Annotated in this window: 14 protein-coding genes; 5 read left to right on the top strand and 9 right to left on the bottom strand. The window is 68.8% G+C overall.

Features of this window, described 5'->3' with window-relative positions; genetic code table 11:
- Nucleotides 1–2: 2 nt before the first annotated feature.
- Genes STRIP9103_RS15385 through STRIP9103_RS48360 form a run of 7 tightly spaced genes read right to left on the bottom strand, consistent with a single transcriptional unit; the run spans nucleotide 3 to nucleotide 5,224 of the window.
- A complete protein-coding gene (locus tag STRIP9103_RS15385; protein ID WP_009311936.1) occupies nucleotides 3–869 on the bottom strand; it encodes a hypothetical protein in 867 nt (288 codons plus the stop codon).
- Nucleotides 866–1,789, bottom strand: coding sequence for an NAD(P)-dependent oxidoreductase (locus tag STRIP9103_RS15380; RefSeq protein ID WP_048820329.1), 924 nt, complete (start codon nucleotides 1,787–1,789; stop codon nucleotides 866–868). Before STRIP9103_RS15380 ends, STRIP9103_RS15385 begins: the two co-directional genes overlap by 4 nt.
- Nucleotides 1,786–2,451, bottom strand: a complete 666-nt coding sequence (locus STRIP9103_RS15375) for a TylF/MycF/NovP-related O-methyltransferase (protein WP_009311988.1) — start codon at nucleotides 2,449–2,451, stop codon at nucleotides 1,786–1,788. Before STRIP9103_RS15375 ends, STRIP9103_RS15380 begins: the two co-directional genes overlap by 4 nt.
- 5 nt (nucleotides 2,452–2,456) lie before the next feature.
- On the bottom strand, nucleotides 2,457–2,927 hold the full coding sequence (locus STRIP9103_RS15370) for an NUDIX domain-containing protein (RefSeq protein WP_009311905.1): 471 nt from the start codon (nucleotides 2,925–2,927) through the stop codon (nucleotides 2,457–2,459).
- The gene (locus tag STRIP9103_RS15365; RefSeq protein ID WP_009311939.1) at nucleotides 2,918–3,787 is read right to left on the bottom strand and encodes an isocitrate lyase/phosphoenolpyruvate mutase family protein; all 870 of its coding nucleotides are present in this window, start codon (nucleotides 3,785–3,787) and stop codon (nucleotides 2,918–2,920) included. Before STRIP9103_RS15365 ends, STRIP9103_RS15370 begins: the two co-directional genes overlap by 10 nt.
- Complete coding sequence (locus STRIP9103_RS15360; protein WP_009311999.1) at nucleotides 3,780–4,466, bottom strand: dTMP kinase; 687 nt, start codon at nucleotides 4,464–4,466, stop codon at nucleotides 3,780–3,782. Before STRIP9103_RS15360 ends, STRIP9103_RS15365 begins: the two co-directional genes overlap by 8 nt.
- Complete coding sequence (locus STRIP9103_RS48360) at nucleotides 4,463–5,224, bottom strand: hypothetical protein (protein WP_009311992.1); 762 nt, start codon at nucleotides 5,222–5,224, stop codon at nucleotides 4,463–4,465. The genes STRIP9103_RS15360 and STRIP9103_RS48360 overlap by 4 nt, the downstream gene beginning before the upstream one ends.
- A gap of 147 nt (nucleotides 5,225–5,371) precedes the next feature.
- Between STRIP9103_RS48360 and STRIP9103_RS15350 the strand changes: the two genes are divergently transcribed.
- From STRIP9103_RS15350 to STRIP9103_RS15340, 3 genes are read left to right on the top strand one after another with little or no spacing between them, the layout of a single operon-like run.
- The gene (locus STRIP9103_RS15350) at nucleotides 5,372–6,943 is read left to right on the top strand and encodes a helix-turn-helix domain-containing protein (protein ID WP_078613915.1); all 1,572 of its coding nucleotides are present in this window, start codon (nucleotides 5,372–5,374) and stop codon (nucleotides 6,941–6,943) included.
- 59 nt (nucleotides 6,944–7,002) lie between these two features.
- Nucleotides 7,003–8,004, top strand: coding sequence for an asparaginase (locus tag STRIP9103_RS15345; RefSeq protein ID WP_009311949.1), 1,002 nt, complete (start codon nucleotides 7,003–7,005; stop codon nucleotides 8,002–8,004).
- Nucleotides 8,005–8,029: 25 nt separating this feature from the next.
- Entirely contained in the window at nucleotides 8,030–8,488 is a 459-nt protein-coding gene (locus STRIP9103_RS15340; protein WP_009311896.1) for a PPC domain-containing DNA-binding protein, read from the top strand.
- On the opposite strand, the gene STRIP9103_RS15335 is transcribed toward STRIP9103_RS15340, so the two are convergent.
- Both STRIP9103_RS15335 and STRIP9103_RS15330 read right to left on the bottom strand, forming a co-directional pair.
- The gene (locus tag STRIP9103_RS15335; RefSeq protein ID WP_009311923.1) at nucleotides 8,475–9,098 is read right to left on the bottom strand and encodes a nucleotidyltransferase domain-containing protein; all 624 of its coding nucleotides are present in this window, start codon (nucleotides 9,096–9,098) and stop codon (nucleotides 8,475–8,477) included. The genes STRIP9103_RS15340 and STRIP9103_RS15335 overlap by 14 nt on opposite strands.
- 244 nt (nucleotides 9,099–9,342) lie before the next feature.
- Nucleotides 9,343–10,523, bottom strand: a protein-coding gene (locus STRIP9103_RS15330) for an IS3 family transposase (protein WP_086019270.1) whose coding sequence is annotated in 2 segments (ribosomal slippage) — nucleotides 9,343–10,259 and nucleotides 10,259–10,523 — 1,182 coding nt in all. Because the reading frame shifts where the segments join, the coding sequence is not laid out codon by codon here.
- Nucleotides 10,524–10,721: 198 nt separating this feature from the next.
- Between STRIP9103_RS15330 and STRIP9103_RS15320 the strand changes: the two genes are divergently transcribed.
- Nucleotides 10,722–11,252, top strand: a complete 531-nt coding sequence (locus tag STRIP9103_RS15320; RefSeq protein WP_009311892.1) for an ATP-binding protein — start codon at nucleotides 10,722–10,724, stop codon at nucleotides 11,250–11,252.
- Between the two features lie 264 nt (nucleotides 11,253–11,516).
- A complete protein-coding gene (locus tag STRIP9103_RS15315; RefSeq protein ID WP_048820327.1) occupies nucleotides 11,517–12,254 on the top strand; it encodes an SPDY domain-containing protein in 738 nt (245 codons plus the stop codon).
- Nucleotides 12,255–12,270: the final 16 nt, after the last annotated feature.

The following is a 12,270-nucleotide window of genomic DNA, read 5'->3' as shown; positions in this document are numbered from 1 at the left end:
GTCTACGCGCCACCGGTGGAGACCGTGGACAGCCACCCGAGAAGCTGTCCGCCGGTGATAGAGATGTGGACGTCACCGCGGCGAAGGAACCATCCGTCGGCGTACCGCTGGGGCAGCCAGCCGGCGTCAGGGGCACCCAGGCTGGGGGGCGTCCGCAGCGGGTCGTTGACGGGCCAGCAGCCCAGGAGCGCTCTGGTCACGCGTCGCTGAACCGGACGGAACCACTCCCACGTTTCCGTGCGGGGCGGGGCGATCGGCGGATGGAACGGAGCGCTGGCAAGCAGCGGTAGCCACTTGTCGCCCAGGACTGGGTGGCCGGCCGCCGCGCAGCCGAGCGCGGTGAGACAGGTCTCCAGCTTCCGGCACACGACGCCGGCCGATTCGGCCAGGTCGTCCTCGACGAGGCCGGTCAGGTCTTCTGCGAGGCTCGCCGCGACCTCGGCCTGGTCGGCGACTGCCCAGCGTTGGTAGCCCTGGCGCTCTCCGGGGTCGAGCACCGGATCCCAGCGTCCGGAGCCGTACGAGAGAGCGGTGCGCAGACACATGAGGTCGTGCATCGAGGCGCGTACCCGGCGGAACGATCCGAGGTCGTCGCGGCGGACGTCGAAGGAGCGGAGCAGGTGACGGAGTTCCTCGGCTCGTTGAGGCGCCGTCGCCTGGAGGTCGACACGGACGCCGTCGACGATGCGTGACTCCCACGCCGGAAGGGGGCCGTACACGATGCCGCGCAGGTCGATGTCGCTCGCCGCGTGGGCGAAGCCGCAGGCGAGGGCTCCCTCCAGCCAGACCTCGCGGGCCTCACCGGATGCGAGCAACGCCTGGGCGACTTTGTCGGCGATCTCCCGGCGTCGTCGTGCCGATGGGTTCACCGGTGCCCTCCTTCGATCAGGACCTTGTCGTCGGCCGTGATCTCCTTGAGGAGCTCGACGGCCCATCGGTCGAGCGCGCCCCGCACGTCGGAGCGCTGTGCGCCGATGTGGGGTGAGAGCAAGAGGTTGAGCGGCGTCGTGGAGCCGGTGAGGAGCGGCAGGTGCTCCCGCTCGACCGGGTCGAGGGCGAGACCCGAGAGTCTCCCGTCCGCCAGTGCCCGCAGGCAGGCGGCGATGTCGAGGGTCTCCAGCCGCCCGGCGCAGATCAGCAGAGGCCGCTGCGGCGTGACGCGTGCGAGGAAGTCCTCGCCGATGAGATTTTCGGTCGTGGGGCGCAGCGGCAGAGCGATCACGTGTAGTTGCGACTGCTCCATGAGCGCTGTCTGCGACAGCTCACGCAGACCGGGAGGGTTCGACGGCCACGCAGCGAAGGCCGTGCGGCCCACGTAGGGGGCGAGGGCCCAGTCGGCGGCCAGCCCCACCGGGCCCGCGCCCCAGATCCCTGTGGCCAGGGTGCCGAGTGACGCGCCCATGCATGCCTGCTTCTCGTGCTGGCCGAGCAGCAGCGTGTGCTGCCCCAAGGGGATCCGCCGGGCCAGTGCGAGGGCAGCGGCGAGGACCCACTCGCCCACGGCGCCCGCGCCGGCCTCGGCGTTTCGGTGCAGAGTGATGCCACGCTTCCGGAGGGCGCTCACGTCGATGTGGTCGATGCCGGAGCCGGTCCGTACGACGTGCCGCAGACGAGGGAGCGCGTCGAGCTCCCGCTCGCCGAGTCGGACGCCTGAACGCAGGACGATCACGGCCGTGTCGGCGGGCAGAGGCGAGTTCAGGTCCAGTAAGTCGTGCACAAGAACGCCGGGCAGCGCGCGGCAGATCGCCCCCGAGTCAGCCGCACCGCGCACCACGAGGACTGCGCTCATCCGAGAGACTCCGGCTTCTCGTACCTGCCGAAGGCGAGATCACCCTCGCCGACGACGACGGTCACGGGCGACGGCGCGCCGAAGTACGCGTCGCAGGCGCGCTTCACCCCGGGGAGCCCGTCCCAGGCCCGCGGATTGACCGCAGTGTCCGCGTAGTCGTCGACGAGCAACACACCCGTCGGTACCAGACGGGTGACGCAGTGCGTGAGTCCAGTGAGGGTCGAGTCGTAGAAGTCGCCGTCCAGGTAGACGAACGCGATCTCGTCGGGCAGCTCCTTGGGAAGGGTCTCGTCGAACCATCCCGGATGGATGACCGGCGCCGGCCTGCCCCAGGCCGCGTGCGTGGCGCGCACGTCGTCCGGGGACGACCGGAGCTCGCCCGCCGCCAGATGGTCCGAGTCTTCGGCGCCGGGCGCGGGCATGCCCTGGAAGGAGTCGAAGACGTGGATCGCGCGGTCGAGGTCGCCCAGCGAGTCGAGCACGCTACGCATCCAGAGGGCCATCGCACCCCTGTAGCAGCCGAGTTCCACCACGGCGCCCGGTAGACCGTGGGCGCTCAGGTCGGCGAGCTCGCCGGCGATCACGCTCAGTCGGTCGGCACAGACCGTCCCGGAGTGCTCCCGCAGCAGCCACTCCCGCAGATCTTTCAACGTCGGATCCATGAAGGTCACCACCTGTCCACGAAGGGGTCGGCGAGCTCCCCGTTCAACGCCGCCGATAGCGGGCGGTTGATCCGGGGCAGCAGGTACACGTCGCTCAGACGTTCCAGCGGAACCCACTCGAAGCCCACCTGGATCGGGTCCGGAGGTTCCGGCATGCGCGGCGCGGCGTCGTCCACCTGCTCGGCGAGGAAGTTGAACTGAACCTTCTGTACGTCTCCGAACTCGCCCTGCCACGACTCGGGGACGTACTCGACGACGCACAGCAGACGCCTGGCCACGACCTGGAGGCCGGTCTCCTGTGCGACCTTGCGGTTCACGGCCTGACGCAGGTCTTCGCCGACCTGAGCCTTGCCACCCGGGAGGTTGTAGTGGAATCCGGCTTCGTCGTCATACGACAGCAGCAGGACGGTGCCGTCGCGCACGATCGCCGCCTTCACGGACACACTGATCCGAGGCAGCTCGGGCGTCAGAGGCACGACAGCGCCTCCGGTTCGCCGACGCGCATCAGGTCGCCGACCTCCGCCAAAGAGCCCGCGACGGTGGAGCGGAAGCTCCCTCCGCGCTGGAACTGACGAGCGGCGGTGCGCATACCCGCGATGGCGGCACGGCTGAGCTGGTTCGCGTAGATGCAGAGGCGGAAGCCGGCCTCGCCGAGTTCGGCAGCGCTCAGGTCGGGGAACGCCGTGGGCACGCTGACCAGCGGCACGTCGTGGCTCCACGCACGTCCGATGGTCAGCGCCTGATCACCGGTCGCGTCCTTGGAATGGATGAGCACTGCATCCGCTCCGGCCTCGGCGTATGCCTCGGCGCGGGCCATCGCCGTGGCCACGTCCTCGCCGGCGATCAGGGCCTCGGTGCGGGCCACGACCACGAGGCCGTCACCGGCGACCTTCCGTATACGCCCCACCTGCTCGCACAGAAGGTCCCGGTCGGCGAGGGTCTGCGCCCGGTGGGCAGCGAAGCTGTTGCACTTCGGGTACGCGCTGTCCTCGATACACACCGCAGCGGCTCCGGCGCGCATCAGGTCGTACGCGAACCGCTCTGCCGTGCGCCCCGAGCCGCCCGCGTTGTCGATGTCCACGATGATGGGTAGTTCGGTGACACGGCCTAGCGAGGTGACCACGTCGGACAGGTCCCGGGGGCCCAGGACGTTGGCGTCCGGCAGCCCGGACGCCGCCGACACCTCCAGACCGCTCACCCACAGGGCGTCGAAGCCCGCCTCCACCGCGACGTGCGCGGCGAGCGCGTTCACCGCACCGATCGCAAGGAGCGGGTGCTTCCGCTCGCTGTCGTCGAGAGCCTGGCGCAGACGCGTCGCGTTCGTGCCGTCAGCCATGGGTCTCTCCTCCTTCCGCGTGGGCGGCGAGCGACGGCACCAGCTGCCGTTCGCGCAGTACGTCCCAGGCGGCAAGCAGCACCTCGGACCGGGGGCGGCGGGCATCCAGGCGGACCACGTCGCCGAGGAGCGGGAACTGGTCGGGCTTCGTGACCACGGCCTCATAGGTCTCGCGAACCCGGCTCTGGACGTCGTGCACGTCCCAGTCGGCCCGGACGGCGTCACCCTGTCGGGCCTGCGCCCGGCTCATGGAGGCGTCGGTCTCCAGGTCCAGGACGAGCGTGAGATCGGGGGCCACGGTGAGCTGCGCGGCCAGCGTCTCGTACGTCTCCGACGCCCTCATGCCGTGCTTCACGGCGAAGAAGGCCAGCTCGCTGAGAAGCCAGCGGTCCGCGATCACGGGCCGGGCCGGTCGCTGGGGGAGCACGAGGCGATCCAGCGTGGCCCGCTTGTCCGCCGCGATCGCGGACAGGTAGGCGTCACGGTTCCCTGCGTTCGGCTGGTACTTGCCGCTGACGATGGCACCGGCCTGGTCGGCGGCGAGAAAGTTGGTGGTGAGCACGCACAGCGGGGTGACGCCGTAGAGCCCCTCCCAGAGCCGGAACAGGCCCTTGCGCAGCGTCGTCTTGCCAGTGCCGTCGAGCCCCTCGACGACGATGAACGGATAGCGGTGGTTCATTCGACCTGCCCTGCCCCCGTGCCGCCGGCGTACTTGGTGAAGCGACCCCGCCAGCGGGCCGTGGTGGACACCAGGTCCACCAGCCGTAGCTCCGCCAACTCGTCGATGAGACGGGGCAGCTCGGGCTCGACGCAGACGCCGGCCTCAATGGCGCGGCAGTACGCGGCGCGGAGGGCCGGGTCGTCGTCGGAGTCGCGCAGCGCCGCCTCCAGCACCCGCGTGGCCATGGCGTTGGCCACCACGCTCACCGCGGTGCCCAGGGCCTGCTCATGCAGCGGGCCCGGGTGCGGTTCCAGCGTGATGTGGTGTACCCCGCGGTGGCGGATGACCGCGAAGAAGCCCACCCACCACGCGGCAGCGGCGCTGGCGGCGGTCACTGCGTCGGACCAGGCAGCTCCGGACTGCTCCGCGAGGATGTTCTGGGCAGCGGTGTCGGCGGCGCGGTGAAATGCCCCGCGCTGGTTCCGCGACTCCGCTCCGTGCCGCTGGGGCAGCTCCCACCAGAAGCCGAGGCCGACGTCCTCCAACAGCGCCCTCGCGGACTCGTCGCCTGTCGGCAGCGGAGAGGGGCACTGGGCCAGCACGGAGACATCGGCGCCCGGCACGTCCGGCAGCGCTTTCTCCTCGGCGACGGCAGCCCGCCATTCGTCGAGATGAAGATGCAGCCGCTGGGTCAGCAGCCCGTCCGCCAGCGTCTGCCAGGCATGGGCCAGCGGCGGCGAATCGGGAGGCCGGGGCGGCAGGGTCAAGGAGGTCACAGGTCGGATCCTCACGTCCGGGGAGTCGCGGCACGCGGCTCCGGTCGGTGGTGCTCCACCACGATGGCCGCCACGAAGGCCGACGCCTATGAGGGTTTATGAGCCCTGCCAGCAGAACGTGTCCCGGTGGTCGCAGAGCGAGGGAGAATGCCGACCATGGTCGACAGAGGACAGCGGCGGTGCACGCGCTGCGGTGTCCTTCTCAGTCGCTTCAACGCCGGTACCCGATGCGCCTCGTGCCAGGACGGGCCAGCCGCCCGACGGGCCGATCCGGCCTTCTGGCGTGATCCGACGGTCCGGCGAGCCGTGGCCGCATGGGAACTCGGTACCGTTGTCAAGCTGTTCAGGAAGCACACGGGCTTGTCCCAGGCCGGCGTGGCGCGGATGGTCAGCATCGACCAGGCCGAGGTCAGCAGACTGGAACGCGGGCTCAAACAGATCCGCGACCGACGGCAGTTCATCCAGTGGACCGATGCGCTGGGAGTTCCGGAGGAACTGCTCGGGCTCCTGCCCACGGCCGATCCGCACACCCCGGACGCCACGGGCCGCCCGGCAACGGCGGACACCGGAGCACGTGGATACGCGGCGCTGCCCGAAGGACCGGGCCAGCTTCTCTTACCCGCCGGCCGGTCCGTCTCGACGACGGCGCTTCCCGTGCTGACGCTTCCTGCGGCGTCCTTCCTCGGGGACAACTTGAGACTCGACTCCCGCCCGGAGCTGGATGCCTGGCGCACCATGCCGATGCGCGCGCTCGTCGTCGCGAACCGCACGGTGGACGGGGCGGTACGGCAGTTCGTCACCGACGCCCGACCGAGCGGCGTACGCGCCACGGCCTCCGAACCAGTCGACATCCCCGCCGCGTACGAACTGGACGACCTGACCTACGGCATCCTGTGGGCCGTGTCGGGGTTCGAGGCGGCACTGCTCGGCGACGACCAGCCCCTGCACACCTCGCTGGCGTCGCTCACCGTTTCCCCAGGTGCGCCGATCGCCGCCGACCAGGGACTGACCGAAGTCTCACGGATGCTCATCGGCTCGGAGACCGCAGCCCGGTACATCCTGGGCAACCGTGACCACCTGGGCGACGCACCCGTCTTCTGGACCAGGGAACAGCGTGGCGAAGAGGCCGCCACATGGCTGTTCTTCCGGCACAAGTACCGCTACCTCGAACGAATGGCCCCCCGACGTCCGGGCGGCACCAGCGGCCGGGGATTCTGCGTCCCCGAGACGGCGATCGCCTCCTCGCCGGCGTACGAGCGCGTTCTGCTGTTCCTCGCCATCGCGCTCATGGAGTCCTTCGGCATCCGTACCTGGGTGACCGACGACGGAGGCTTCGCACACACCGACGGTTTCGCCCTCTCTCCCGGGCGCCGGGCTGTCATCGCCTCTTGGGTACGGACCGAGGGAGCGTCCCACCTCGCGGTCACCGCGCGGCCGGGAGCCCTGCGGACGTTGGCGGACGTGACGGACCACGTCAGCCATCACTCGACCACGGCGGCCGAGCAGGCCGGCCATCGCCTCACAGCGACGGCGCAGTACCTCGGCCTCGACGCCTCCTGGCTCGGTCGCCGGTGCGCCCAGTTGTCGGCCGTCGGCACGGAGCGGCTCGCCCGGCCGCGCAGTCGGCTGCTCGGCCTCGAAGGGCTGGAGGTTGCCTGCCGGTTCGTGGCCGAGCAGCTAGTGATCACCCCGCGTACCCGGACGGCGCCGACCCGATAGCCTGCGTGAACCACTCGTGAGGCCGTGCTCGGCGGCGTCTGGACAGGGGAGCAGGGGATATGACGGAGTCGGTCAGGAACGTGGCGGTCTTCTCCCTCGGCGGCACGATCGCCATGACCACGGATCCCACCACCGGAGGTGTCGTACCCGCGCTCTCGGCCCACGAACTCCTCGCCGCGGTACCCGCTCTGGCCACGAGCGGCATCGGCCTCAAGGTGCGGGACTTCCGGCGTCTGCCCGGCGCCTCCCTGACCTTCGATGACCTCACCGCACTGTCGGCCGCGATCACGGCGGAGCTGGAGGCCGGTGACGCCGACGGCGTCGTCATCACCCAGGGCACCGACACCATCGAGGAGACGGCCTTCCTGCTCGACCTCTACCACGGCCACGAGCAGCCGATCGTGGTCACTGGCGCGATGCGCAACCCCACCCTTCCCGGCGCCGACGGCCCGGCCAACATCCACGCCGCCGTCCTGACCGCCGCCGACCCCGGCCTGCGGGGCGCCGGCTGCCTCGTCGTACTCGGCGACGAGATCCACTCGGCATGGACCGTCCGCAAATCGCACACCACCAGCCCCGCCGCCTTCACCTCACCAGCAAGCGGCCCGATCGCGGGGATCGCGGAGAACCGGGTGCGGATGGTGGGCGGCCTGCCATCCCGTGGACCGCTGGTCGGCGCCCCCGACCGTGAGGCGCGCGTCGGGCTCTACACCGTCACCCTCGGCGACGACGGAGCCCTGCTCGACCTGTGGGACGGCAACTGCGACGGGCTCGTGGTCGCGGCCTTCGGCGTCGGCCACGTCCCAGAGCGCCTCGTCGAGGGACTCACCAAGCTCGCGTCCCGCATCCCCGTGGTTCTTGCCTCCCGCATCGGGAACGGCCCGGTCCTGTCCGACACTTACGGCTTCCCCGGCTCCGAGAAGGACCTTCTCGGACGAGGACTCATCGGCGCCGGAGACCTCAGCCCGTACCAGGCGCGGCTCCTCCTGCACGCCCTGCTCGCCCAGGGCGCCGACGGAGCGACGCTCCGCGAGACCTTCACCACCGCCTCCGCCCGCTGATCCCACCTCGTCAGGAGACCCGCACATGCGTGCTCACGAGCTGACCGTCGGCCGTACCTTCGGCGTTACCTTCGACCACGGGGAGGACTTCTTCGAGGCGCTGTCCACCTTCTGCCGGGACAACGGCGTACGGCAGGGCTACATCCCCTCGTTCATCGGAGCCTTCGCGGAGGCCGAGATTGTGGGTGCCTGCGAGAAGCTCGCCGACCCGGACGCACCGGTCTGGGCGAAGACGTACGTCACCAACGTCGAGGCGTTCGGCGCGGGCACGCTCGCCCACGACCCGGCCACCGGCGGGATACTTCCGCACATCCACGTCTCCGCCGGCCTGAAGGCCCAGTCGGCCGACGGCAGGACGAGCCATCTCCTCAGCGCCAAGGTCCAGTTCCTCAGCGAGCTGCTGATCGTGGAGGTCACGTCGCCCACCATGACCCGGCCCCGGAACCCCGACCTCTACGACGTTCCGCTGCTTACGTTTGGCTGACCGGCAGGAGCCGGCGAATCCAGGGGTGGCCGGGCGCGATCACCTTGATCGCGTCCGTCAGCCAGGCCCGTGCCGGAGCGTCGAGCAGCGGCAGTACCGCTTCGAAGTCGGTCTCGTCCTTGTCCCGGGTCGCCTTGGCCTTGTAGAAGAGCTGCACTTCGGGCGCGAGATATGGGATGCCGGCCTCGCTCGTCCGCCCGAGCTGGTCGATCGGGAGCCGGATCTCCGGGGTGCGCCGCGAGACCCACTGGGTTCCCTCGGCCTCGTCCAGCATGAGCTGCACCGACCAGGGCGCCTTGGATGTGCGGCGGCACCAAATGTCGTGGAGCGGCGGCCGAAGGACCTCTCCAGGACGCCACGGTCGCAACTCCCCCTGGCCGGGCGGATCCGCCACGTGAAGGTCCCAGTCGGCCAGCAGTTCATGTGCGAGGACCTGGTCACGCCGGAGGACGAGGACGTCGAGATCGCCGTGTGCGCGCAGCTCGCGGCCGACCGCGAGTTCGATCGCGTAGCCACCGGCGATCCACCACGGGAAGTCCGCCTTTGCGAAGACCGCAGCCACATCCTCGGGGCTATCCGGCACCCAGCGTCCCAACACGTCAGCACTCACCCGCCCATACTCCCAGTGACCAGACGGACGGAAGCGCAGGCCGACGGCGGGTCGCGGTCTCGCTGGAGTGCCTTGTAGCCCGCTCGCACCCTGCGCTCATAAACGCCCATGAGCATCAGGAGCATCGGCAGCCATCGTTGAGCGAGTGACTCGCGACCGGTCTCGTTGCCGGGTGCTTGAGCCACGACTCTCCCAGGGGCCTGAGGGGCCTCGCGTTTTCCGGACAGGCTTCTGACCGTTTATTTCACGCGGCGATTCGCAACTTCTCATACTCGGCGTGGACTTCGCGCGGAGGGCGGTAACCCGCCGCCGAGTGGAGGCGTTTGCGATTGTACCAGAATTCGATGTAGCGAGTGATGTCCTGCCGGGCGGCCTCGCGGGTCAGGTAAGTCACCCTTGATACGCGCTCGTTCTTCAGGGCACCGAAGAATGATTCGGCCATGGCGTTGTCGAAACAGATCCCGGTGCGGCCGGCAGATCTGCGGAGCCCGAACCGGTCCAGCGTCCTCCCGAACTCGGCTGACATGTAGTTACTTCCGCGATCCGAGTGAAATATCGCGTCGGCCGAGAGGTTCCTGTTCCGTGCCGCGTTACGGATCGCCCTGGATATCAGTGAGGTTTGGTAGTGGTCGTCCATGGCGTAACCGATGACTTCCTTCGTGCAGCAGTCGATGACCGTTGCGAGGTACAGCCAGCCTTCCCCGGTCGCGATATAGGTAATGTCACCGACGAGCTTCTCGCCGGGCGCATCCGCGGTGAAGTCGCGGCCGACGAGGTCCAGCACCTGGCCGGCCGCAGCCTGAGTGAGGTTGAACCTCTTCGGTCGTGGCAGGCAGGGCATCAGGCCCAGTTCGCGCATGAGGCGGCGGACCAGCTCCACGCCCGCGGCGACGTCCCAGCGGTGCAGCTGGGCCTGGATGCGCCTGTGCCCGTAGGTGCTGTCGGACATGTCGAAGGCTTTCTCGATGAGCAATTTCAGTTCTTCGCGCCGCTGGGCGGTCGCGGATTTTGGGCGGGATCGCCAGTCGTAGTAGCCGGATCTGGAGACGCCGAGTCGGCCGCACATGAACTCGACGCTGTATGCGTACTTCTCGGTGTCGAGCCGCATCTCGTCGATGAACTCGTACTTGCTTGCTACCGGGGATCCTTCGCGAAGTACGCTGCGGCTTTTTTCAGGAAGGTAACTTCCATCTCCAGCTCGCGGTTGCGTCGTTCGAGTTCCTTCAGGCGCGCTCGCTCGTTCACCGTCAGTTCCGCCTCGGGGGCCGGTTCCTGCTGCTTCTGGTACTTCTTCACCCAGCCGCGTAGCGTCTCCGAGTTCAGCTCAAGCTCCCGGGCGACTTCGGAGATCGTCTTGCTTGACCTCAACGCGATCTGGACGGCTTCCTCGCGGAACTCCGGCGAGTACTTACTGGGTGGCGCCACTTCTTCCTCGTTTCCTTGTTCAGGACAACCCTATTGGGTGCCTGTCCGGAAACTTCGTGGCCCCTCAGCCGGACACCTCCCCGATGCCAATTGCTTTCTGAGGTTTCGTACGCCTTTCGATGTCGTACCCACTGCCGTGACCATTCCGGAGCCCTGGGAGGAGGCCACCGACGTCACTCACAGGAGGTCCGCCGCCCGATGATCAGTGCGCCGTCTGCCGCCCTTGTGTACCGCTGGACCGACCACACCATCAACCCGCCGGGCGAAGCCCGCTCGATCCTGCGACGTGTTCTCAAAGAACTGGGCCTCTCCGACGACGTCATCAGTGACGGAGTCTTGGCGGTCTCGGAACTCGTGGCAAACGCGCACGAACACGCGTGCGGCCCCTACGAGGTGCACCTTCGCTCTGTTGCCGGGAGATACATCTGCGAGATCCACGACGGGAAACCTCTGCTTCCTACGGGCCTCTACCTGGCTGCCGTGGCCTCGCCGGAAGCTACCGCATCAGAGGCAGTGAGTGGGCTGCTCACTGAGCGCGGATGGGGCCTGCACATCGTGAACGAGCTGACGCAGGGACAGTGGGGGTTCCAGGTCACGGACTGGGGAACCAAGGCCGCCTGGGTGGTTCTGGCGGAGGCTTCGGCGGCGAGGAAACCAGAGGCAGCCAGACGTGACGGCCGCGCCGAGGAAGCCCGGCGATCAGATGTCCTAACGAAACAGTCCTCGTAGACCTTGGTCAAGGCCGCGTCTGAGCCACGGGGCGCACCACGAAAGCCATCGGCGATCAAATACCGGAGCTACGTGAGCGGGGCTCGCTTCTTTGGGTAAGTCTGCCCGTGCATTTGCCAGTTCGTCACAGGCAGACACGAAAGGTTCAGGAATGGCTGGTGCGCAGCTGTGTAGCCATGTCAACCTGCAACACCTTGCCGGAGGACCTGGTCAACGAGGCGATACCGGTGATCCTGCACGGCCAGTGTTCCACCCCACGAGCCCATGGAGGCGCCCCTGCTCCCGCACCACTCCAGACCAAACGTGCCGGACCCGGTGTACTGGGTCACCCCGCGTCATCTGGCCGGTGACGACGGTGTGCTCGCCGAGCGGATCGACGACATCTTGTCCGACCTCGGCTGGCGCATGTGGCCTACCTCCCGACACACCCTTCTCTACGTAAGCCCGGACGGGCTCCGTGGCGCCGAATGGATTCTCGCGGCCAATCCGTTCGAGCTGGGCGGTCTGCCCGTTGCCTGGCAGCTGAGCGCCCGCGGCCATGCCGCCTCCGTGATGCCGGAGTGGAACGCGTACTTCACCACAGGCGTCTCCCACGAGGCGCTCGCAGACCTCCTCGTGGCGATCGACGCCCGTGAGGCGCCCGATGCCGACTTCGAGGGACCAGAGACGGTCCTCGATGCGCTGAGTGCCCGGGGTTGGATCCGTGACGTGGATCGGCCCCGCACCACCGCTACGGACCCCGGGTTCTCCTCCTGCGTCTCCCTGGAGATGCTGCCGCCGCTCATCGAGGACGCCGACCCGCGGCCCGATTTGGTGGGCTGGCAGGCGTGGGCGGAGCCCGCGCTCGGCGCGCCGTATCTGTGGTGTGCCAGCTTCAGCGCCAGCGTCCCTCATGCGCTGGTGGCCGCGTTCGCGTCCTCGATCGCCTCCCCAGTCCCGGTGCCCCGCCGCACCGTGCCCGAGATCGCGGAGGGGCGTCTCACTGTCGTCCGCTGCAGCTGACGACGCTCCGTGCCAG

It is taken from the genome of Streptomyces ipomoeae 91-03, from assembly GCF_000317595.1.
GTDB classification, from domain to species: domain Bacteria; phylum Actinomycetota; class Actinomycetes; order Streptomycetales; family Streptomycetaceae; genus Streptomyces; species Streptomyces ipomoeae.
Note: the sequence above shows the minus strand (reverse complement) of the source record. Positions and strands in the feature narration are given on the sequence as shown.

Bases quoted from the DNA above. Each gene is read 5' to 3' on its own strand.
- STRIP9103_RS15340 (WP_009311896.1), top strand. From the start codon at position 8,030: ATGCGTGCTCACGAGCTGACCGTCGGCCGTACCTTCGGCGTTACCTTC.
- STRIP9103_RS15360 (WP_009311999.1), bottom strand. From the start codon at position 4,466: ATGAACCACCGCTATCCGTTCATCGTCGTCGAGGGGCTCGACGGCACT.
- STRIP9103_RS15315 (WP_048820327.1), top strand. From the start codon at position 11,517: ATGGAGGCGCCCCTGCTCCCGCACCACTCCAGACCAAACGTGCCGGAC.
- STRIP9103_RS15320 (WP_009311892.1), top strand. From the start codon at position 10,722: ATGATCAGTGCGCCGTCTGCCGCCCTTGTGTACCGCTGGACCGACCAC.
- STRIP9103_RS15380 (WP_048820329.1), bottom strand. From the start codon at position 1,789: ATGAGCGCAGTCCTCGTGGTGCGCGGTGCGGCTGACTCGGGGGCGATC.
- STRIP9103_RS15350 (WP_078613915.1), top strand. From the start codon at position 5,372: ATGCCGACCATGGTCGACAGAGGACAGCGGCGGTGCACGCGCTGCGGT.
- STRIP9103_RS15345 (WP_009311949.1), top strand. From the start codon at position 7,003: ATGACGGAGTCGGTCAGGAACGTGGCGGTCTTCTCCCTCGGCGGCACG.
- STRIP9103_RS15365 (WP_009311939.1), bottom strand. From the start codon at position 3,787: ATGGCTGACGGCACGAACGCGACGCGTCTGCGCCAGGCTCTCGACGAC.
- STRIP9103_RS15375 (WP_009311988.1), bottom strand. From the start codon at position 2,451: ATGGATCCGACGTTGAAAGATCTGCGGGAGTGGCTGCTGCGGGAGCAC.